Source organism: Mesorhizobium sp. HAY1-8B (genome assembly GCF_056868045.1).
The window spans coordinates 579,150-600,398 of sequence record NZ_CP200321.1 but is presented as its reverse complement, the minus strand read 5'-3'; the positions used below and the strand labels follow the sequence as shown (position 1 = coordinate 600,398).

Annotated in this window: 23 protein-coding genes and 1 pseudogene; 12 read left to right on the top strand and 12 right to left on the bottom strand. The window is 63.6% G+C overall.

The genetic code is table 11. The annotated features are described in order from the left end of the window. Nucleotides 1-94 precede the first annotated feature (94 nt). The 3 genes from AC1VON_RS02960 (at nucleotide 95) to AC1VON_RS02950 (ending at nucleotide 3,335) form a co-directional block, all read left to right on the top strand. Entirely contained in the window at nucleotides 95-964 is an 870-nt protein-coding gene (locus tag AC1VON_RS02960; RefSeq protein WP_056574965.1) for a carbohydrate ABC transporter permease, read from the top strand. Further along, entirely contained in the window at nucleotides 961-1,785 is an 825-nt protein-coding gene (locus AC1VON_RS02955) for a carbohydrate ABC transporter permease (protein WP_172347998.1), read from the top strand. Before AC1VON_RS02960 ends, AC1VON_RS02955 begins: the two co-directional genes overlap by 4 nt. A gap of 74 nt (nucleotides 1,786-1,859) precedes the next feature. Further along, nucleotides 1,860-3,335, top strand: coding sequence for a M81 family metallopeptidase (locus AC1VON_RS02950; protein WP_483120350.1), 1,476 nt, complete (start codon nucleotides 1,860-1,862; stop codon nucleotides 3,333-3,335). A 37-nt stretch (nucleotides 3,336-3,372) separates the two neighbouring features. Here AC1VON_RS02950 and AC1VON_RS02945 read toward each other — a convergent pair. From AC1VON_RS02945 to AC1VON_RS02920, 6 genes and pseudogenes are all read right to left on the bottom strand, one after another. Then, nucleotides 3,373-5,426 (bottom strand): annotated as a pseudogene (locus AC1VON_RS02945) (M3 family metallopeptidase). 89 nt (nucleotides 5,427-5,515) lie between these two features. After that, entirely contained in the window at nucleotides 5,516-5,950 is a 435-nt protein-coding gene (locus AC1VON_RS02940) for a nuclear transport factor 2 family protein (protein WP_483120349.1), read from the bottom strand. Beyond that, the gene (locus tag AC1VON_RS02935) at nucleotides 5,947-6,591 is read right to left on the bottom strand and encodes a carbonic anhydrase (RefSeq protein ID WP_140775970.1); all 645 of its coding nucleotides are present in this window, start codon (nucleotides 6,589-6,591) and stop codon (nucleotides 5,947-5,949) included. Before AC1VON_RS02935 ends, AC1VON_RS02940 begins: the two co-directional genes overlap by 4 nt. Before the next feature lie 145 nt (nucleotides 6,592-6,736). Then, complete coding sequence (locus AC1VON_RS02930) at nucleotides 6,737-7,528, bottom strand: DUF429 domain-containing protein (RefSeq protein ID WP_483120348.1); 792 nt, start codon at nucleotides 7,526-7,528, stop codon at nucleotides 6,737-6,739. Further along, nucleotides 7,525-8,409 (bottom strand): pyridoxal kinase PdxY, encoded by an 885-nt coding sequence (pdxY, locus tag AC1VON_RS02925; RefSeq protein ID WP_172348003.1) that lies wholly within the window; start codon nucleotides 8,407-8,409, stop codon nucleotides 7,525-7,527. The genes AC1VON_RS02930 and pdxY overlap by 4 nt, the downstream gene beginning before the upstream one ends. Nucleotides 8,410-8,422: 13 nt before the next feature. After that, the gene (locus AC1VON_RS02920) at nucleotides 8,423-8,674 is read right to left on the bottom strand and encodes a hypothetical protein (RefSeq protein ID WP_172348004.1); all 252 of its coding nucleotides are present in this window, start codon (nucleotides 8,672-8,674) and stop codon (nucleotides 8,423-8,425) included. 162 nt (nucleotides 8,675-8,836) lie between these two features. On the opposite strand from AC1VON_RS02920, the gene AC1VON_RS02915 reads away from it, so the two are divergent. From AC1VON_RS02915 to ppa, 6 genes are all read left to right on the top strand, one after another. Next, nucleotides 8,837-9,475: a LemA family protein gene (locus AC1VON_RS02915; protein ID WP_172348005.1), complete on the top strand. Its 639-nt coding sequence runs from the start codon at nucleotides 8,837-8,839 to the stop codon at nucleotides 9,473-9,475. Nucleotides 9,476-9,544: 69 nt separating this feature from the next. Then, entirely contained in the window at nucleotides 9,545-10,321 is a 777-nt protein-coding gene (locus tag AC1VON_RS02910; protein ID WP_483126259.1) for a TPM domain-containing protein, read from the top strand. Nucleotides 10,322-10,325: 4 nt separating this feature from the next. Beyond that, nucleotides 10,326-11,219, top strand: a complete 894-nt coding sequence (locus AC1VON_RS02905; RefSeq protein WP_172348006.1) for a TPM domain-containing protein — start codon at nucleotides 10,326-10,328, stop codon at nucleotides 11,217-11,219. A 4-nt stretch (nucleotides 11,220-11,223) separates the two neighbouring features. Continuing rightward, on the top strand, nucleotides 11,224-11,862 hold the full coding sequence (locus tag AC1VON_RS02900; protein ID WP_483120347.1) for a TPM domain-containing protein: 639 nt from the start codon (nucleotides 11,224-11,226) through the stop codon (nucleotides 11,860-11,862). Nucleotides 11,863-12,014: 152 nt separating this feature from the next. Next, on the top strand, nucleotides 12,015-12,521 hold the full coding sequence (locus AC1VON_RS02895; protein WP_172348008.1) for a GNAT family N-acetyltransferase: 507 nt from the start codon (nucleotides 12,015-12,017) through the stop codon (nucleotides 12,519-12,521). A gap of 201 nt (nucleotides 12,522-12,722) precedes the next feature. Then, on the top strand, nucleotides 12,723-13,256 hold the full coding sequence (ppa, locus tag AC1VON_RS02890) for an inorganic diphosphatase (RefSeq protein WP_056575002.1): 534 nt from the start codon (nucleotides 12,723-12,725) through the stop codon (nucleotides 13,254-13,256). Nucleotides 13,257-13,485: 229 nt separating this feature from the next. Here ppa and AC1VON_RS02885 read toward each other — a convergent pair whose 3' ends face one another. Continuing rightward, a complete protein-coding gene (locus AC1VON_RS02885; protein ID WP_483120346.1) occupies nucleotides 13,486-14,079 on the bottom strand; it encodes a hypothetical protein in 594 nt (197 codons plus the stop codon). Between the two features lie 44 nt (nucleotides 14,080-14,123). After that, on the bottom strand, nucleotides 14,124-14,741 hold the full coding sequence (locus AC1VON_RS02880) for a TetR/AcrR family transcriptional regulator (protein WP_172348010.1): 618 nt from the start codon (nucleotides 14,739-14,741) through the stop codon (nucleotides 14,124-14,126). A gap of 73 nt (nucleotides 14,742-14,814) precedes the next feature. Between AC1VON_RS02880 and AC1VON_RS02875 the strand changes: the two genes are divergently transcribed. Continuing rightward, a complete protein-coding gene (locus AC1VON_RS02875; RefSeq protein WP_172348011.1) occupies nucleotides 14,815-16,098 on the top strand; it encodes an MFS transporter in 1,284 nt (427 codons plus the stop codon). A gap of 113 nt (nucleotides 16,099-16,211) precedes the next feature. On the opposite strand, the gene AC1VON_RS02870 is transcribed toward AC1VON_RS02875, so the two are convergent. Beyond that, entirely contained in the window at nucleotides 16,212-16,493 is a 282-nt protein-coding gene (locus tag AC1VON_RS02870) for a hypothetical protein (RefSeq protein ID WP_172348012.1), read from the bottom strand. A gap of 196 nt (nucleotides 16,494-16,689) precedes the next feature. On the opposite strand from AC1VON_RS02870, the gene typA reads away from it, so the two are divergent. After that, entirely contained in the window at nucleotides 16,690-18,519 is a 1,830-nt protein-coding gene (gene typA / locus AC1VON_RS02865; protein WP_056575012.1) for a translational GTPase TypA, read from the top strand. Between the two features lie 60 nt (nucleotides 18,520-18,579). On the opposite strand, the gene AC1VON_RS02860 is transcribed toward typA, so the two are convergent. After that, on the bottom strand, nucleotides 18,580-19,206 hold the full coding sequence (locus AC1VON_RS02860; protein ID WP_483120345.1) for a DUF1062 domain-containing protein: 627 nt from the start codon (nucleotides 19,204-19,206) through the stop codon (nucleotides 18,580-18,582). A gap of 400 nt (nucleotides 19,207-19,606) precedes the next feature. Here AC1VON_RS02860 and AC1VON_RS02855 point away from each other — a divergent pair, with 400 nt between their 5' ends. Then, entirely contained in the window at nucleotides 19,607-20,221 is a 615-nt protein-coding gene (locus AC1VON_RS02855) for a LysE family translocator (RefSeq protein ID WP_172348014.1), read from the top strand. A 9-nt stretch (nucleotides 20,222-20,230) separates the two neighbouring features. Here AC1VON_RS02855 and AC1VON_RS02850 read toward each other — a convergent pair whose 3' ends face one another. Further along, entirely contained in the window at nucleotides 20,231-20,557 is a 327-nt protein-coding gene (locus tag AC1VON_RS02850) for a YciI family protein (protein ID WP_056575027.1), read from the bottom strand. Between the two features lie 124 nt (nucleotides 20,558-20,681). Then, entirely contained in the window at nucleotides 20,682-21,245 is a 564-nt protein-coding gene (locus AC1VON_RS02845) for a peroxidase-related enzyme (protein ID WP_172348015.1), read from the bottom strand. Nucleotides 21,246-21,249 lie beyond the last annotated feature (4 nt).

The window sequence follows — 21,249 nt, the reverse complement described above, 5'->3', positions numbered from 1 at the left end:
TCAGGCGGGGCGCGCCACTCCCCTTGGTTTCCCGATCCGAAATTCGCATAAGCAGAACCTTCTGATCCTGTGCGCCGAGGTTGCAGGCCAACCGATGCAAAATCGTTTCTTACCCTATCTTCTGACCTTGCCCAGCCTGTTCCTGGCGGCGGTCGTCATCTTCTGGCCGGTCTGGGACCTGATCCAGATCTCGACGCATGACGTCAACCGCTTCGGCCAGTTGCGCGAATTCAGCGGCCTTGCCAATTTCGCGGCGCTTGCCGCCGATCCCGACTTCGTCGCGGCACTCTGGCGCACCGGTCTATGGACCGTGCTGGTGGTCGGCGGCGCACTGCTGCTGTCGGTGCCGGTGGCGATGATCCTCAACACCGATTTTTATGGCCGCGGTCTTGCCCGTGTCATCATCATGCTGCCCTGGGCGGTGTCGCTTACCATGACGGCGGTGGTCTGGCGCTGGGCGCTGAGCGGTGAAAGCGGCATGCTGAACTCGGCGCTGCTCGGGCTTGGCCTGATCGACCATAACATCCAGTGGCTGGCCAGCGCCGAGACGGCGTTTCCGATGCAGGTGCTGATCGGCATATTGGTGACGGTGCCGTTCACCACGACGATCTTCCTCGGCGGCCTGTCGTCGATCCCGGACGATCTCTACGAGGCGGCCGCCCTTGAGGGTGCCACGCCGCTGCAGCAGTTCCGCGAGATCACCTTTCCGTTGTTGAAACCGTTCATCAACATCGCCATCGTGCTCAACACCATCTATGTCTTCAATTCGTTCCCGATCATCTGGGTGATGACGCAGGGCGGGCCGGCCAACTCGACCGACATCCTGGTCACCCACCTTTACAAGCTGGCTTTCCGCATCGGCAAACTGGGTGAGGCCTCGGCGGTGTCGCTGGTGATGTTCGCCATATTGCTGGTCTTCACCATGATCTATGTGCGCCTCGCCATGCGGGAGCAACGCGCATGACGCCCAAGCTCAAACGCACCATCATCGCCTGGCTGCTTTTGGCGCCTTTGATCGTGGTGACGATCTTTCCCTTCGCGGTGATGTTCCTGACCGCGGTCAAGCCACGGCAGGAAGTGCTGTCACCGACATGGTGGCCGAGCGAGTTCCGCTGGTCGAACTTCTCCGACATGTGGGTGGCGACCGGTTTCGGCCAGGCGCTGGCCAACTCGCTCTATGTGTCGGTCATCGCCACGGTCGGCGCCATCCTGATCTCCGTACCCGCCGCCTATGCGATGTCGCGCTTTCGCTTTGCCGGCTATGGGGCCTTTCGCCAGTTCCTGCTGATCTCGCAGATGATCTCGCCGATCGTGCTGGTGCTCGGCCTGTTCCGGCTGATGGCCGCCTGGGGGCTGGTCGAATCGACGACGGCGCTGGGCTTCATCTACATGGCCTTCAACGTCGCCTTCACCGTGTGGATGCTGCAGAGCTATTTCGACACCATTCCGCGCGATCTCGAGGAAGCCGCCTGGATGGAAGGCGCCGGCCGCTGGCTGACCCTGCGCAAAGTGTTCCTGCCGCTCTGCCTGCCGGCGATCGCGGTCACGGCGATCTTCACCTTCATCAACGCCTGGAACGAATTCGTCGTGGCGCTGACCATGCTGCGCAGCCAGGAGAGCTACACGCTGCCGATTCAGGTCTTTTCTCTCGTCGCCGGCCGCTACACGATCGAGTGGCATCACGTCATGGCCGCGACTTTGCTGGCGACGCTGCCGGTGGCGATCTTGTTCATCTGGCTGCAGCGCTATCTCGTGCGCGGACTGGCGCTCGGGGCGGTCAAATAGCAATTCCAGGAAAAAGTGTGCAGCGGTTTCCCACCGGAATTGCAAGAAACAGATAGTGCCACCACGGAGTCTTCATGCGTATCTTCACCGCCTCGCTGGCGACGGAAACCAACACCTTCTCGCCGGTGCCGACCGACCGGGCCTCGTTCGAGATGGCGTTCTATGCCGGGCCGGGCAAGCATCCTGAGACGCCGACATTGTGTTCCTCGCCGATCGTGGCCTTGCGCCGGCGCGCAGCCGCCGAAGGACTGACCGTGATCGAAGGCACCGCCACATGGGCCGAGCCCGGCGGCCTGGTGCAGCGGCAGACCTTCGAGGCGCTGCGCGACGAGATTCTCGGGCAGCTCGAGGCGGCACTGCCGGTCGACGCGGTCATCCTCGGCCTGCATGGCGCCATGGTGGCGCAAGGCTATGACGATTGCGAAGGCGACCTGCTTGAGCGCGTGCGGGCAATTGTCGGACCCAAGGTGGTGATCGCCTCCGAGTTCGATCCGCACAGCCATTTGACGCCGAAGCGCGTGGCCGCCTCCGATATCATGGCCTATTTCCTCGAATTCCCGCATACCGACTTCTATGAGCGCGGCGAACATGTCGTCGAGCTTGGCCTGGCTGCCGCGCGCGGCGAGATCAAGCCGGTCATTTCGACCTTCGACTGCCGCATGATCCAGGTGCTGCCGACCAGCCGCGAGCCGATGCGCTCCTTCGTCGACCGTATCAAGGCGATGCACGGCAAGGACGGTGTGCTGTCGGTATCGGTCATCCACGGCTTCATGGCCGCCGACGTGCCGGAAATGGGCACGCGCATCCTCGTCGTCACCGACAATGACAAGGCCAGGGGCGATGCGCTGGCGCAACAGCTCGGACGCGAACTCTATGCCATGCGTGAAAATACGGCGATGACGATGCTTGATACCGCCGGCGGCATCGACCGGGCGCTGGCCGTACGTGCCGGGAATCCCGGCAAGCCGGTGGTCATCGCCGACATCTGGGACAATCCCGGCGGCGGCGTTCCCGGCGACGGCACCTTCGTGTTGCGCCAGATGCTGGCGCGCGGCCTAGACAAGTTCGGCGTGGCGACGATCTGGGATCCGATTGCCGTGACCTTCTGCCTGGCGGCCGGCGAGGGCGCCGTCATCGACCTGCGTTTCGGCGGCAAGGCCGGACCTCAGGCGGGCGAGCCGATCGATGCGCGCGTCAAGGTGCTGAAGGCCGTTAACGAGGGGTGGCAGAGTTTCGGGCCAAGCCGGGTGACACTTGGGCCGGCCGCTTTGGTCCGCATCGAGGGTACCGAGGTCGACATCATCCTCAACACCAACCGCACGCAGACTTTCGAGCCGGACATTTTCTCCAACATCGGCGTCGATCCGCTGGCCAAGGACATGCTGCTGATCAAGTCGACCAACCATTTCTATGCCGGATTCGAACCGATAGCCGCCGAGATCATCTATGTCTCTGCACCGAGTTCCTATCCGAGCAATCCTGCGGTGACGGATTACAAGAAGCTGACACGGCCGGTGTGGCCGAGGGTGAAGGATCCGTGGAAGGCGTGACGTTGCTGATCTCCCTCTCGAGGGGGATTGGCTGGCGTTACACCAGCCCCCGCTTCACCATCATCGCCTCGGGCGAAGGCATCTTGCCGCGGAAGGCCGTGTAAAGCTCTTCCGGATCCTTGGAACCGCCGGCGGCGTAGATGTTCTTCCTCAGCCGCTCGGCCAGCGCCGGGTTGAAGGGATCGCCGGTCTCCTCGAAGGCGGCGAAGGCATCGGCGTCCAGCACTTCCGACCACATGTAGGAATAGTAGCCGGCCGAATAGCCGTCGCCCGAGAAGACATGGCCGAAATGCGGGGTGCGGTGGCGCATGGCAATGGTGTCGGGCATGTCGAGCCTGGCGAGCGTTTCGGCTTCGAAACGAAGCGGCTCCGCCGGGGCATCGGGCCGGGCGTGATAGGCCATGTCCATCAAGGCGGAAGACGTGAATTCGACCGTGGCGAAGCCGGCCCCGAACGTGCGCGTGGCCAGCATCTTGTCGAGCAGTGCCTTCGGCATCGGCTTGCCTGTCTTGACATGCAGGGCGTGCTTTTCCAGCACCGCCGGCACCGTCAGCCAATGCTCGTAGAGCTGCGAAGGCAGCTCTACGAAATCGCGGCTGACCGAAGTGCCCGCGACCGACGGCCAGGTGACGTCGGTCAGCATGCCATGCAGCGCATGGCCGAATTCATGGAACAGCGTCTTCGCCTCGTCGACCGACAGCAGTGCCGGTTCGCCGGCCGGCGGCTTTGCGAAGTTCATGATGTTGTAGATCACCGGCTTCGAGCCTTGGCCAAGCTTGTAGCCGGACTTCAGCGCGCTCATCCAGGCGCCGGACCGCTTCGAGGGCCGCGCGAAATAGTCGGCAAGGAACAGGGCACGCTCGCTGCCATCGGCATTCTTCACCACGAAGACGCGTGCATCGGGATGCCAGGCGGCAATGCCTTTCTTCTCCTCGAAGCTGATGCCGAACAGTTTGGTCGCCACGTCGAAGCAGGCGTCGATGACGCGGTCGAGCTGGAGGTAGGGCTTCAGTTCCGCCTCGTCGAAAGCGAATTTTTCCGCGCGCAGCTTCTCCTGGTAGAAACGCCAGTCCCAGGCGGCGAATTTTTCATTGCTACCGGCTTCCGCCGCCAGCCGTTCCAGTTCCTTCTGGTCGGCGGCGGCCTTTTCCAGCGCCTTTTCCCATACCGGATCGAGCAGCGCGTGCACCGCCTTCGGCGTCTTGGCCATGGTGTCGTCTAGCTTCAGTGCGGCGAAGGAGGCGTAGCCGAGCAGTTTCGCCTTTTCGGCGCGCAGCTTCAGCATGTCGCGCACCACGGATGTGTTGTCGCTGGCGCCACCATTCTGGCCGCGCATGGTGAAGGCGCGGAAGGCGATCTCGCGCAGGTCGCGGCGTTCCGAGAAGGTCGTGAACGGCTCGTAGATCGAGCGCGACAAAGTGACGGCGTAGCGGCCTTTCTGGCCGCGCGTCTCGGCGGCCTCGGCCATCGAACTCTTCAGGAAATCCGGCAGGCCGGCAAGATCGGCCTCGTCGAGGAACAGCGCCCAGTCGCGCTCGTCTGCCAGCACGTTCTGGCCGAAAGTCGTGCCGAGGGACGACAGTTCTTCATTGATCCTGGCCAGCCGCTTCTTGCCCTCGGCATCGAGCTTGGCGCCGGAGCGGACAAAACCCTTCCAGGTCTTCTCCAGCACCCGCAAGGTCTCGGCGTCGAGCCCGAGGCTCTCGCGGCGCTGGTAGAGGTCGTCGATGCGGGCGAAAAGCTTCTCGTTCATCGAGATCGCCGAGAAATGCCTGGACATTTTTGGCGAGATGTCGCGCTCCAGCGCCTGGATCGTATCGTTGGTGTAGGCGCCGGCCCGGCACCAGAAGATCGACGAGACGTGATCGAGCGCCTCGCCGCCCAGCTCCAGCGCTTCAAGCGTGTTCTCGATGGTCGGTGCATCCTTGTTGGCGGCGATCGCGTCGATCTCGGCCTCATGCGCCTTCAGCGCCGCGTCGAAGACGGGGAAAAATCACCGTCGCCGATATGGGCGAAGTCCGGCAGACCGAGCGGGCCCTGCCACGCGGTCAGCGGATGGGCGGCGAGGTCGACGGCTTTCGTGGAGGACATGGAGGTCTTTCGCTGGCATCAGGGAGGAGGGTGTCACCGATGTAGGGCGCGGCCCGCGGGGCCGCAATATGGCAGTTGGCCGATCCGCCTCAATAGCCTTCGCAGTTTTCGGCGATTGCCGCTTGCGAACTGGCGGAGATGCGGTTGTCTGTCACCGCGAAGGTCTCCTGCATCAGCATGTCGTTGTTGGGGAAGTCGTAGCAGGCGATCACCGTGGTGACACCGCCCTCGCTCTTCTCGATCCGGTGGCGGATCGCGGCACCCGCTACCGCGCCTTTCCATTCGTCGAGCGAGGCGATGAACTCCTCCTTGCTTTGAACGATGCCGAGGTCATCGAGCTTGATGCGGACATCGTCGGCAAGCAGGTCGGCGAGTTCGGTACGGTCGGCGACCAGCAGCGCCGCATACCAGCGGCTGATGATGGCGCCGTCATCGGCGCGGGCGGCGATAATTGCCACCAGCAGTGCGGCCGCCGTGAAAACGACCGACCGGACGTTCATCGCCTGGCGCACCACCCCGTTCATTCCAGCACCGGCCGCTCGAAATCGCCGGTGTCCTTGTTCATCACCCAGAGCTCACCGGTCGAAATGTCGAACCAGGCCCCGTGCAGCGACAGCCGGCCCTTGCCCTCGAGGATCGAGACGCAAGGAAAGGTCCTGAGGTTGGCGATGGAATAGCGGATCGAGATGCGCTCGAGCGCGGTCTGGCGCTCCGTCGCCGTCATGAAGGTGCTGGAGGAAACGGTCTCGGCGGCCGGCGCGATCAGGCTCATCCACTTGCCGATGAAGTCGCCGGGGGACAGCGGCGCGGAATTGGGGTCGAGCGCGGCGCGGATGCCGCCGCAGCGGCCGTGGCCCATGACGACGATGTTCTTGACCTTGAGGCTCTGCACCGCGAATTCGAGCGCGGCCGAGGTCGAGTGGAACTCGCCATCCGGCTCGTAGGGCGGCACCAGATTGCCGACATTGCGCAGCACGAAGAGTTCGCCCGGCCCGGCGTCGAAGATCGCTTCGGGGGCCGAGCGGGAATCGCAGCAGGCGACGATCATCGTCTCGGGGGCCTGCCCCTCTCGGGCGAGCTCGCGATAGCGGCCGCTCTCGGTGAGGTAGCGGCCATTCATGAAATTGCGGTAGCCGGCTAGGAGGTGGTCGGGAAGGTGAGGCATGGGCGGCTAAGGCCTTTCCGGGGTTGGAGGCGGCAGCTCGTTGCGGTCGAGAAAGCCTCTAACGGCAAAAGCCTGTTGCGAGCAATGCAGAATTGTAGGGGCTGGGCATAAATGCCATGCGCCAAGGCGGGGAGTGTGTCGACATTCATGCCCAGATGGCGACCGGTATGCCAAAACCGTCAGCGAGCGGGGGGTTCGGAAATGGCTTCGCGCTGCCGCTGGCGATGCGGCCGGCGATCAGCATCATGACAGCCGCGTCGAGGAAATCGTCCGCGGCCGCCCCGCGCGGCGGCGGCTGGTCGAGAAAGCCCATCTCATAACCGTGCCGGCACAGCAGCGCCTTGCGCTCCGCCATGCCGGCCGGATTGACGCTGCCCTTGATCTTCTTCGGCAATTGCATGGCCTGATCGCCATTCAAGCGGCAGAAGGCGACTTCGGGATGCGATTCGAAGACGCGGCCGCGCAGATCCGGCCGCGCGATCAGCAAAGTATCGATCTCGCGGATTTTCGAGAAAATGCCGAAGGCCTGGATGGAAACGCCGCGCGGCGGGTCGGATGTGGCCCTGGCCACCTCGCTTGCCTTGCGATGCGCGGCATACCAGGCTTCGACGGTGATGAAATCGCTCGTGTCGGCGTAGAGCGCGGCGCGGGACGGGATCGAAAAGACGCTGGACTGGCGTGCCCCGAGCAGTGGCCTGACCAGCGCTTCCGGTCCGCGCCCGCCTTTGCTGGAAAATTCGGGCAGGCCGATCGGCATGTCGACGGCGACAATCGCATTGTCCGGGCTTGCCTTGAGCAATGCGGCGAAGCTGGCGAACACCTCGACTTGGGGCGCCGAACCGGGGTTACGAGGTGTCGAACCGTGCTCGCGCCGCACGGCGATCCAGCCCGCCTTGCAGCCATCGGCGCCGACGAGCACGACCCCGGTCGAAGTCACGCCCGGCGGTCCCGCCCCGGATGCGTGAGGTGGCGCAGCTGCACCATGGCCATCGGGTGCGACAGGCTCTGGGCGTCGGTCTCGAGCTGCAGCTCGTCGCCGCCCCGTTTGGCGGTGCGCGCCAGGATCTCGTAGACCGCCGCCGTGGTCGACTGCAGCGCCTTGATCGGCGGCTGGCCGGAAAGGATGCGGGCGAGGTAGACGGCCGCCGTCAGGTCGCCCAGGCCGTTCGGCGGCTTGTCGATCAGGCGGTGCTCGGCAAGCAGGGCCTGGGTGCCGTCGAGCAGCAGATTGCCGGTACCGCCTGACATCATCGACTGTGCCGAGGTGACCAGCATGGTCGACGGTCCGGCATGGAGTGCCGCCGAAATCACCGATTTCAGATCGGGCAAGGGAACGCCGGCCATCCATTCGAGCTCATAGCGATTGGGCGTGGCGATGTTGGCGATCGGCATCAGCCGGTCGCGCATGGCGGCAGCGGTGGACTCGGGCACATAGAGGCCGCCGGAATCGCCCATCACCGGATCGCAGATATAGACGGCGTCCGGCGTCCTGGCCTTGACCGCGGCAACCAGCGAGGCGACGGCCTCGGCCTGGCCGGCCTCGCCCAGATAGCCCGACAGCACGGCGCCGACCTCTCCCAGCCATGGCGCGCGCTCGAGATCGGCCATCAGTGCCTTGAACTGGTCGAGTGGCGGCACGATGCGCGTCGCCCGCCCGTGGCCGGGATGCCATGGCAGGATGACCGTCGGCACCGCCCAGACCGGAAAGCCCAGCGTCTCCAGTGCGAAGACGGCGGCACGGTTGCCGACCGAACCGCGCGCGACATGGCTGGAAATGACGATGACCGCGCGCGGCGCGTCGGGTTTTTCGGCGCTCATTGTTTTGTGATTCCTAGCTGCCCCGGGTGAGGAAAAGCACGAGCCAGACCATCAGGCCCAGCGCCAGAAGCAGGCCGAGTATCCTGCCAATGCGTGTGCCCCAGACTTCGATCGGGTCCGCGCGGTCGGCGTCGGCGGCGGCGACGTGGTCGCGCATGCCTTTCGTCGTCCGCGCCACGAAGGAGGCGCCGGCCGGGTCGGTTTCTTGCGCAACGCGCTCTAGGATACGGCGCGATTCCCTGTCGCTGTCCGGACGTTCCGCCATGATGATGTCCCGTTTTGCCCGGACCTTATCGCGTTCGCGCGGCCAATCACAGGGCCTTGCGAGAGGACGACGCATGCCGGCTTATTCGTGAGGTCGAGGCCGTTTTCTTGCGCGCCGATTGTGGTAATGCTTCGCATGCAACTTCTACCGAGGGACCCCATCATGCTTGCCCAGCGCCTTGCCCGACCATCGACATTCCGCACGCTGCCCGCCTTCCTGATGATGGCAATCGTGCTGCCGCTGCTTGCCGGCTGCGGCTACAACACGATCCCGACGGCGGAGGAAAACGCCAAGGCGGCATGGAGCGAGGTGCTGAACCAGTACCAGCGCCGCGCCGATCTCATCCCCAATCTGGTCGAGACGGTCAAAGGCTATGCCTCGCATGAGAAGGACACGCTCGACGCTGTCGTCGAGGCCCGCGCCAAGGCGACGCAGATCACGGTGACGCCGGATACGCTGAAGGATCCCGAAGCCCTCAAGAAATTCCAGGATGCCCAGGCCGGGCTGACCAGCGCGCTGTCGCGGCTGATCGCGGTGTCGGAGGCCTACCCCGACCTCAAGGCCAACCAGAATTTCCTGGCGCTGCAGGCACAGCTCGAAGGTACGGAGAATCGCATCGCGGTGGCGCGGCGCGACTACATCCAGGCGGTCAGGGACTATAATCTGACGCTGAAGACCTTCCCGTCCGTGCTCTGGGCCACCTTCTGGTTCCGCGGCAACGAGCCCTTCGCCAATTTCACCGTCGACGAAGACAAGATGCAGCCGCCGAAGGTCGATTTCGGCACGAAGCAGGGCGGGTGATAGCCGGGGCCAAACGTGGTGATCTTGCAGGCCGATGAGGGACGACGCCTGGCTCGCCTTGTCGCAGCCATGCTCTTCATCCTGGTGCTTCCGTTCGCGGCCTTCGCGGCGGACCTGCCGGCGCTCACGGGCCGCGTTGTCGACAATGCGGGCATCATCGATGCCTCGACCAAGGCGGCGCTGACGCAAAAACTCGCCGACTTCGAGACAAAGGGTTCCGACCAGATCGTCGTCGCCACCGTTCCCAGCCTGGACGGCGAGGAGATCGAACCCTACGCCAACCGGCTGTTCCGCTTCTGGAAGCTCGGCCAGGCCAAGGAGAACAACGGCGTCCTGCTGCTGGTCGCGCCGAACGATCGCAAGATGCGCATCGAGGTCGGCTACGGGCTGGAAGGCACGCTGACCGACCTGCACACCAAGCTGATCATCGAAAACGACATGGTGCCGGCGTTCCGTGCCGGCGACTTCTCGGGTGGCATCTCCAAGGCCGTCGACGACATGGTCATGGTGCTGGAAGGCAATCCTGAGGAGCTCGAAGCACGCGGCAAGCGCAACCAGGAGGCGCCGTTCAATTCCGACGACCTGTTCTTCGCTATCTTCATCAGCATCTGGGCGATCATCTTCTTCGGCAGTATCGCCGCCTCCATCCTGCCGCCGATCTTTGGCCAGAAGCTCGGGCCAGGACGCTATCGCTGGCTTGGCATGACCTTCGAACCCGGACGGCGCTCCTCATCCCGGGGCGGCTGGTCCTCGGGAAGTTCCGGCGGCGGCTGGTCTTCGGGTGGCGGTGGCTTTTCCGGCGGCGGCGGTTCGTCCGGCGGTGGTGGCTCCTCGGGAAGCTGGTGAGCGCATGACGACACGCACCATCGGCACGCCGAGGCCTGGTTTCCTTAGCCCGGCGATCCACGCTGTCCTGACGGCTCTGGCGTTGCTGCTGTCCTGCTTGGCGGCCTTCGCGGCGGACCTGCCGGCGCTCACGGGCCGCGTTGTCGACAATGCGGGCATCATCGATGCCTCGACCAAGGCGGCGCTGACGCAAAAACTCGCCGACTTCGAGACAAAGGGTTCCGACCAGATCGTCGTCGCCACCATTCCCAGCCTGGACGGCGAGGAGATCGAACCCTACGCCAACCGGCTGTTCCGCTTCTGGAAGCTCGGCCAGGCCAAGGAGAACAACGGCGTCCTGCTGCTGGTCGCGCCGAACGATCGCAAGATGCGCATCGAGGTCGGCTACGGGCTGGAAGGCACGCTGACCGACCTGCACACCAAGCTGATCATCGAAAACGACATGGTGCCGGCGTTCCGTGCCGGCGACTTCTCGGGTGGCATCTCCAAGGCCGTCGACGACATGGTCATGGTGCTGGAAGGCAATCCTGAGGAGCTCGAAGCACGCGGCAAGCGCAATCCCGCCGACAGCAGTGCCCCCATCGATCCCATCGTCGCGGTGTTCCTGATCCTGTGGGCGACGCTGTTCTTCGGCGGCCTGGCCATGGCATTCCTGCCGCCGATGTTCGGCACGAAACTGTCGCCGGGCGTGTATAGATGGCTGGGCATGACGTTTCGTTACGGCCGGGGGCCAAGCGGATCATCCTCGGGCTCCAGGGGCTGGACAACGGGTTCGTCAGGCGGCGGCTGGTCGTCGGGAAGCTCCAGCAGTGGCTGGTCGTCCGGGTCGAGCAGCGGCGGCGGGTTTTCGGGCGGCGGTGGCTCGTCCGGTGGTGGCGGTTCTTCAGGAAGCTGGTGAGACAATGGCAACACGACCGATCAGCCCGCAGGATCATGAGCGCATTGCCGATGCGATCCGCGCCGCCGAGGCCAGAACCGATGGCGAGATCTACTGCGTCATCGCGCGCGCCAGCGACGGCTATTTCGCCCCCGCCGCCCTGATGGCGACGCTTGGCATGCTGGTCGTCAGCCTTGCTGTCGCCTATGGCCTCGAGGCATGGTGGCTGACCATCCGCCTGCCGCATTTCGTCATCGCCGAGCTTTTGGCGCTTGTCTGCGTGCTGGCCCTGCTGTGGGCATTGCCCGGCCTGCGCATCCATATGGTGCCGCGGCGGCTGCGCTATCGCGCGGCGCACGCCAATGCGATCAAGCAGTTCCTCGCCCGCAACGTCCACCGCACCACGGCGCGCACCGGCGTGCTGATCTTCGTCTCGATCGCCGAACGTTATGCCGAGGTGGTCGCCGATTCGGGCATCGACGCCAAGGTCGGCCAGCATGTCTGGGATGGTGTGGTGCGCGATCTCACGGCGCACGCCGGCGACGACCGGCTTGCCGACGGTTTTGTCAAGTCGATAGAACAGGTGGGCGCGGTGCTGGCCGAGCATTTCCCGGTCACTTCGCTCGATACCAATGAGCTGGACGACCATCTGGTCGAAATCTGAGAGCCTGCCGGCAGCCGCTCCTCACCGATCGGGGCTGTTTCAGGGCGGGTTTTGCCCAATGTCAGCAGTGTCAGCGGCGGTTGTGAGAAAGCGGCCGGCGAGCCGCCCGGACTCTTTGCAATCGGGCCATGCGGGTTTATGGTTAACAAATCATGAATACGCTGACGATCGACATCCGCAAAGCCGAACCGCGCGACGCTGGCGCCATCGCCGAGGTGCATCTGGAAGCCTGGCGCGGCGCCTATTCCGGCATTATTCCACACCGCACGCTGACATCGATGATCAACCGCCGCGGCGCCGACTGGTGGGCGAATGCGATTCGCCGCGCCGCCACCGTTCTGGTGGTCGAAATCGGCGGCACGATCGCCGGCTATGCGACGATCGGCAAGAACCGCGCCCGGGAGCTCAAGCAGCAAGGCGAGATCTATGAATTGTACCTGCGCCCGGAATATCAGGGCATCGGTCTCGGCCGTCGCCTGTTCGCGGCAGCCAGGGCGCGTCTTGCCGACCATGGCCTGAAAGGCATGGTGGTATGGGCGCTGGAAGATAACCAGAACGCGTTGGCCTTCTATGCCGGCGCTGGCGGCCGCGATATCGCCGAGGGTGTCGAAATCTTCGAGCAGAAGGCGCTGAAGAAGGTCGCCTTCGTCTGGGAGTGACCGCCCAGGGATGATTGCGGCAAGCCAAGCCGGTGCATGGTTCGTATCCCATGCCAAATCACGGCGCTGAAACATCTTGTGCCGATGATTGAACGTGCCGGATGCCGGCGCGTCTCGCCCGACCTTGGTGAGCACCATTCGCCGCATTGCACCATTCCGCGCCGCCCGCTATCTCCTCCCAATCGAGAGAGGGACAAAGCCATGCGCATTGAAGCCATAGCCATCGGAAAGAATCCGCCTGAGGATATCAACGTCATCATAGAAGTGCCGATCGGCGGCGAGCCGATCAAGTATGAGATGGACAAGGAGGCCGGCACGTTGTTCGTCGACCGCTTCCTGCACACCTCGATGCGCTACCCCGGCAATTACGGCTTCGTACCACACACGCTATCGGGTGACGGCGATCCGATCGACGTACTGGTCTGCAACACGCGCGCGCTGGTGCCGGGCTGCGTCATCAATGTCAGGCCGATCGGCGTGCTGGTGATGGAAGACAATGCCGGTCAGGACGAAAAGGTCATCGCCGTACCGTCGCCGAAGCTGACGCTGCGCTACGAGAACGTCACCGAGTACACGCATCTGCCCGACATCACGCGCCAGCAGGTGCAGCACTTCTTCGAACACTACAAGGATCTCGAGCCCGGCAAATGGGTCAAGATCGAAGGCTGGCACGATTCCAAATATGCCAAGAAGATGATCGTCGAGGCGATCGAACGGGCGAAGAAGAGCAAGTAGGCGACTCGGCTTCGTCATACCAGGGTGGAGTAGCCGCGAAGCGGCGTCGCGGAGACCCTGGTGTCCATGCCGTGACACCGGGTGAAGTGCGGGGCGGAACAGAATTCCGCACCGTTGCGGCGGTGTTGATGTCGCGGCATGGATCCTCGGGTCTGCGCCGCGTCGCTCCGCTCCTTGCTTCGCCCGTGGATGTCGAAGTGACGGGCGCTGCAGCCAATCTCCAACGTGCCTAATTATCCACCCTCCCGAAGGGCGGCACATTGCCGATGGCGGTGTGCCGGTCCTTGCCGCAGGCAAATGTGCGCGCCTTCTCGTCGGCGAGTTTTCGCGCCTGATCGTTGGCTTGCGGGTTACCGCTGGCCAGGACAAGACCGACCGTGCAGCTTTCTCGCGCATCCATCTGGCCGACCTTGGCGACGAGCAGCACCTCGATCGACTTGTCCTCGTCCTCGCCATTGCTGATTGTGCGGCGGTGGATGACCGCGAAGGGCACGGCCTTGTCGCCATTGGTTTCGATGCGCCATTCGATCTTGGCTCCAGATGAATTGAAGCCAGAAAAACTCTCCCAGGCGGACGTCATGTCGCCGCCCGGCGGAAAACCGTAAAACAGCGATTCGCGGGCGTCGTCATAGGCGATCAGCACGGGATAGCCGCGGTAGCCGGAGCAGGCGAGATCGGCCCAGTCGCCATCGCCTTCTCCAGCCTGCGCGTAAGTCACGCAGTCCTTCTTCCAGTCGAGGTCGGTGTAGGCGCTGGAAATGTCGCCGGCATGGGCTGCCTGGCAGAGACCGGCGAGGGCAAGCGGGATCAGAACGGCACGCATGACGGACACCTCCGGTTCGAACCGGAGCAGCGTACCGCCAATCGCTATTTCTTCAAGCTCGCTTCGATCAGCAGATCGGCGTTGCGGGCAACCGACTGTGCGGGACCGCCGAGCCCGAACAGCTGGCCGCTGATATAGGCGCCCTCGATCAACAGCAGCAGGCCGTCACCCAGCGTGTCGGCATCTTCCGCCCCCATCGCGGCGGCCATGGCACGCAGCCGGCGACGCAGTTCCTGCTTGTTGGCCTCGCTGACGACGCGGGCCGGATGGCTGTGTTCGGGATATTCGACCGCAGCATTGGTCATGCCGCAGCCGCGATAGTCGGCCACTTGCGTGCGCTTGCCGATGCGGGTCAGGAACGCCTTGATCTGCGCACGCGGATCACCGGGATGGGCATTCACCGCCTCGTCCCAGCGCTCCCAGTATTCAAGATCGTATTGCCGGAGGTAGGAAGCGGCCAATTCGTCCTTGGAAGGAAAGCTGCGATAGAGGCTGGGCTTGGTGACGCCGGCGCGCTTGACGATCTCGTCGACGCCGATCGCGCGGATGCCGCGCCGGTAGAACAGGTCATAGGCGACGTCGAGGATCTTCTTGGCGGCCTTGGGTGGCGCCGATGCATGACCTTCGCTGATGGTCAGTTCAATATTTTTGTCGGTTGGCATCATGTGACTCGATTGACGTGTTACCGATCGGTACGTATACATGCTCCCGTCCTGCAACGTACCGGTCAGTAACATGGTAGCTCAATCCCGTCCCTTTGGCCAGCGCTACGCTTTCGTCGTGGTCGGCGTCATCTTCCTCTGCCTGCTGGTCGCCGCAGGGCTTCGTTCTGCACCGTCGGTCATGATGCTGCCGCTCGAGAACAGCTTCGGCTGGCGGCGCGACGTCATCTCGCTGGCCGCCGGTGTCGGCATCCTGCTCTATGGTCTGACCGGTCCGTTCGCCGCCGCGCTCATGGAAAGGATCGGGTTGCGCCGCACGCTGCTTGCCTCGCTGGTGATCATGTCGGGCTCGACGGCACTCAGCCTGCTGATGACCAAGCCCTGGCATCTCTTCATCACGTGGGGCGTCTTCTCCGGCATTGGCTCCGGCGCCGTCGCCAGCGTGCTTGGCGCCACCATCGTCAATCGCTGGTTTAAGACCAATCGCGGTCTCGTCATGGGGTTGATGTCGGCCTCCAGCGCGTCGGGCATGCTGGTGTTCCTGCCGCTGATCGCTGCGTTAGCGCAATCGGGCGGCTGGCAGCCGGTTGCCATTGCGGTCGCGATCGCCACGGCGGCCATGATACCGCTGGTCTGGCTGCTGGTGCCGGAGCGGCCAGCCTCGATCGGCATGGTGCGTTATGGCGCCGAGGCCGATGACGTGCCGCCGACATCGCTGGCATCGCAAGGCAATTTCCTGGCGCATACGCTGAACACGCTGCGCCGCGCCGCTGGCACAAGGGTGTTCTGGTATCTGTTCGCCACCTTTTTCGTCTGCGGCTTCACCACCAACGGCCTAGTCGGCACGCATCTGATCGCCTTCTGTGGCGACATGGGCATCGGCGAGGTGCAGGCGGCCGGTCTGTTGTCGATGATGGGCATTTTCGACCTGATCGGTACGACGCTGTCGGGCTGGCTCACCGACCGTTTCGATCCGCGCAAGCTGCTCGGCGTCTACTATGCCATTCGCGGCCTGTCGCTGATCTATCTGCCCTATTCCGGCTTCTCGGCGACCAGCCTGATCATCTTCGCGGTGCTCTACGGCCTCGACTGGATCGCCACCGTGCCGCCGACGCTTAGGCTCGCCAACGAGGCGTTCGGCGACCGCAGCGGGCCGATCGTGTTCGGCTGGATCGTTGCCGGCCACCAGGTGGGTGCGGCCACGGCGGCTGCTTTCGGTGGCACCATGCGCGAGCTTCAGGGCAATTACGAACTGGCCTTCCTGATCGCCGGCATGACGGCAATAGCCGCCGCCTGTATCTCGCTGCTGATCAACACCAGCCGACCGGCGTTCGATCCGGAACCGCAGGCCGCTTGAGGCAGGCTAGATGAAATTACGATCGAAGGCGATCTAACGGGAGTCAGGTCGCCTTTCCGTGTGAGGAAGCATCAACGATTGCTGCCGTTAAACGGCAAACGGGCCGAAGAGAATCAGTCCGGGTAGCAGACCATCGGAATATTCGGCCACACGGCACTGTCGCAGTTGGCGCTGGCTTGTCTCTGCTTGAAGGCGGTGCTGACCGGTCCCGTCACCACCGGGTCAACGCCATCAGGCGCATCGGCAAAAATCTGCTCGGCCGTCTGGGTGTCAGACTGTGTAACAGCGCGCGCACCCTTCTGCGTCGCGGCCGACTGCGCGGCATTGGCCGCCAGCAGCATGGCAAAGGCCGCGGATGCGATGAGTGGCCAAAAACGATTGAGTTTATCGGTCATGATGGTCGAACTGTCCGGGCCTGAAAAGGTTCCCGCCTTGGTTAACAAAATCATCTCACACGCAGATGCTTAAGATTTGATGAGTATTTGGTGTCGCGCGTCCTCTTTCGCAAATGCGAAAAACCCTGTATGAGCCGCGCAACCGAAAGAGGCGGCGCCTTTGGCCTGCTGCCTGCAACGCTCCCGAGACCAGAACATGAAACTCCGTAATATCGCGATCATCGCGCACGTCGACCATGGAAAGACAACCCTTGTCGACCAGCTTTTGAAGCAGTCCGGCTCCTTCCGCGACAATCAGCGCGTCGCCGAGCGCGCCATGGATTCCAACGACCTCGAAAAGGAACGCGGCATCACCATCCTGGCCAAGGCGACCTCGGTCGACTGGAAGGACACTCGCATCAACATCGTCGACACCCCCGGCCACGCCGATTTCGGCGGCGAGGTCGAGCGCATCCTGTCGATGGTGGATTCGGCCATCGTGCTGGTCGATGCCGCCGAGGGTCCGATGCCGCAGACCAAGTTCGTCGTCGGCAAGGCGCTGAAGGTCGGGCTGAAGCCGATCGTCGTCATCAACAAGATCGACCGCCCGGACGCTCGTCATGTCGAGGTGGTCAACGAGGTGTTCGACCTGTTCGCCGCGCTCGACGCCACCGATGAGCAGCTCGATTTCCCGATCCTCTATGGTTCTGGCCGTGACGGCTGGGTTTCGGAAAATCCGGAGGGCCCGAAGGACCAGCAGCTGGCGCCGCTGTTCGACCTCATCGTCAAGCATGTGCCGGCGCCGACCGTTCATCCCGGCCCGTTCCGCATGATCGGCACCATCCTGGAAGCCAACCCCTTCCTCGGCCGCATCATCACCGGCCGTATCGAATCCGGCACGCTGAAGGCCAACCAGGCGGTCAAGGTGCTCCACCATGACGGCACCCAGATCGAAACCGGCCGTATCTCGAAGATCCTGGCTTTCCGCGGCCTCGAGCGCCAGCCGATCGAGGAGGCCCAGGCGGGCGACATCGTCGCCATCGCCGGCCTGTCGAAGGGCACCGTCGCCGACACGTTCTGCGACCTGGCGGTGACCGAGGCGCTGCATGCGCAGCCGATCGATCCGCCGACCGTGACCATGTCGTTCCTGGTCAATGACAGCCCGCTCGCGGGCACCGAAGGCGACAAGGTGACCAGCCGCGTCATCCGCGACCGCCTGCTGCGCGAGGCGGAAGGCAATGTCGCGCTCAAGATCGAGGAATCGCCCGACAAGGATTCGTTCTTCGTCTCCGGCCGTGGCGAATTGCAGCTCGCCGTGCTGATCGAGACCATGCGCCGCGAAGGTTTCGAGATCGCCGTGTCGCGTCCGCGCGTCGTCATGCAGAAGGGCGAGAACGGCGAATTGCTGGAGCCGGTCGAGGAAGTCGTCATCGACGTCGACGAGGAGCATGCCGGCGTCGTCGTGCAGAAGATGTCGGAGCGCAAGGCCGAGATGGTCGAGTTGCGCCCGTCGGGCGGCAACCGCCAGCGCATCGTGTTCCACGCGCCGACGCGCGGCCTGATCGGCTACCAGTCGGAACTGTTGACCGATACGCGCGGCACCGCCGTGATGAACCGGCTGTTCCATGCCTACGAGCCCTACAAGGGCGAACTGCCGGGCCGTACCAACGGCGTGCTGATTTCCAACGAGCAGGGCGAATCGGTCGCCTACGCGATGTGGAACCTGGAAGACCGCGGCCCGATGGTCATCGACCCGGGCGTCAAGGTCTATCAGGGCATGATCATCGGCATCCATTCCCGCGACAACGATCTCGAAGTGAATGTGCTGAAGGGCAAGAAGCTGACCAACATCCGCGCCGCCGGCAAGGATGAGGCGGTCAAGCTCACCCCGCCGATCCGCATGACGCTGGAACGCGCGCTGGCCTGGATCCAGGACGACGAACTGGTCGAGGTGACGCCGAAAACCATTCGCCTGCGCAAGCTCTATCTCGATCCGAACGAACGCAAGCGTTTCGAGAAATCGGCCAAGGCGGTCGGCGCTGCGTAATTTTTTCTTCTGACGATTTCTGAGAGGGGCGGAGCATCAAGTGCTCCGCCCCTCTCTCGTTCATCCGCCGGCCGCGCTGATGATCGCTTCGTGATCCGGCTCGCCGGCCAGGTCGACGCGGATCGTCATTCCCTGGCGGGCCGGCTTGTGCAAGGCTTTGGCTCCGTCCGGCTCAACGACCAGCAGGCGCCGCTCCACCAGCGCCTGAAGCCGCGAGCGCGAGATTCCGAGTTCATTGGCAAGCAGACGATCGAGCCGGAGCGATGTCGGCATTTCCAACCCGAGCCGCAGTTCCAGGGTCGCCGCGCTTTCCCTGGTACCGCCGAGCAACCGCTTGCGCACCGAAACATCGGCAAACTCCTCGACACGTCCCACCTGGTTGCGCAGGGCGACGATGTCGAAGGCATGGCGCCGTGCCAGCCCCTGGTCGTTGCTTTCGAGCGCCCGCAGCAGCGCCGGCTCGATGTCGCGGCGGTTGCAGCGTTCGAAAATGCCGAAATTCCAGGAATTGTCGCAATCGGCGCAGCGGTAGATCAGCCACACGTCGATGCGCTTGCCGTTGGCGTTGACGCGGAATTTGCCGCTGCAGCGATAGGCCCTTATGCCGCCACAACGATTGCAGTTGATCAGGGGTTGAGGTGCGATTTCGGGCGTGATCGCCCAGTGGATGCGTAGAGTCGAAAACATGCCGATAAGCCCTTCCCGTCGGGAAGTTCATCAGGTCGGCAATGTCGAGATGCCCTTGCGGGCGCGGCGTGGCGGTAGGCTGCGGAGATGGTGAAGTCAGGTGTCGCCGGCGGAAAGCGCGCGACAGCGGTTCAGCAGTGCCAAACCGGTCTCGAACCGCCGCCCAGAAGAACACGTGAACATGAAACAGGCACCGCGGATGCAGTGCCGTGCGAGTGTGTCGGGGGAGTTGACGAGACCGGCGGTTACTGAGGCAAAGTGAAGCTCGAAATTGTTTCGCGGCGGGTCTTCTAGCGGCGTGACGCCGCGCCGACAAGCGTCTTTTTTTGTCGGCGCTACCGCAGGTCGACCGCTTGCGCTAGTGTCAAGCTTCGGAGTCTGTCAGACAGAGATATCGGCCATGCATCTTACCTCGCTGCTGATTTTTGCCGCCGCCTTGTTCGTCGCCGCCGGTTCGCCTGGCCCGTCGATCGCCGCACTCGTCGCGCGCGTCATCTCGAAGGGCTTTCGCGACGTGTTTCCGTTCCTGCTCGCCATGTGGATCGGCGAGGGCATCTGGCTGTCGCTGGCGGTGTTCGGGCTGGCCGTGGTGGCACAGACCTTCCACTTCGCCTTTGTCGTGGTGAAGTGGGTCGGTGTCGCCTATCTCGCTTACCTCGCCTGGAAGATGTGGACGGCGCCTGTCGACGCGAAAGAGGGCGAGATGCCGCGCGAGGATTCGCCGGCGAAGCTGTTTTTCGCGGGCATGGCGGTGACGCTCGGCAACCCCAAGATCATGATGTTCTACCTGGCGCTGCTGCCGACCATCATCGACCTGGCGTCGGTCAGCATTGTCGGCTGGGTCGAGCTGACGGCGACCATGGCTGTGGTGCTGATCGCCATCGATCTCGCCTGGGTGCTTGCCGCCTCGCAGGCGCGCAAGCTCTTGAAGAGCAAGCGCGCCATGAAGATCGCCAACCGCGTCAGCGCCACCACGATGGCCGGTGCCGCGGCGGCCATTGCGTCACGATCCTGAGGCGAAGCGTCAGCCCATCATATTGATGATGGGTGCGATCTCGACGTTGCAGTTCGGCATGGCCAGCATGGGGCAACCCTTGGCCTTCTCGGCGGCATCGTCGATATCCCTGGCCTCGATGATCGAGTAGCCGCCGGTCGGGTTGCTGCCGCCGTTGTTCTCTATCTTGCCACCGGGCATGACGGTCTTCGACATGCCGACCGGATTGCCCGGGTCGACGACAGCCGAACCAAGCTTTCCAAACCAGCCTGTCCAGGCGTCGGTCATCGCCTTTCGCTCGGCTTCGCTCGTCGGCATCTTGCCGGAACCGTGATAGACATAGAGAAACTTCGCCATGTTCTCCTCCCTTGATGAGCGGCATCGAACCGGCATGCGGTCATGCCGCCTGCCGATCATCGGACCAAACCGGCAAACAAGCAACGAGAATGAGGAATGCCTAATGTAAGGCGAGGTTGGAGCCTCACCGTGCCATGGCGTGGTATTCGTCGTTCGGCCGCATGTCGATCGCAGCAGCCACGCGGTTTGACATGTTGAAGAAGGCTGAAGTCGAGGCGATGTCCCAGATGTCGCGGTCGCTGAAGCCGGCCTGGCGCAATGCCGCCCGATCGGCCTCGACGATTTTTGCCGGCTCCTCGGTCAGTTTGACCGCGAATTCGAGCATGGCGGCTTGCTTCGGCGAGAGATCGGCGGCGCGGAAGTTCATCACCATCATTTCGCCGAGCGCCGGGTTCCCCGACAACTGGCGCACCGCCGCGCCATGCGCGGTCAGACAGTAATAGCAATGGTTGATCGAGGAGACCGCGACCGCGATCATCTCGCGCTCCAGCTTCGACAGGCCCGAATCACCCAACATCAGATCGTTGTACATGTCGGTGAAGGCGCGCAGCTTCTTGTCGTCGAAGGCGTAGGCCTTGAGCACGTTCGGAACCAGGCCGAGCTTCTCCTCGCATTTGGCGAAATAGGCCTTTGTCGGTTCGCTCAGTTCCCTTGAATCGAGGTCAAGCGCGGTGATTTTGCCGGTCATGGTC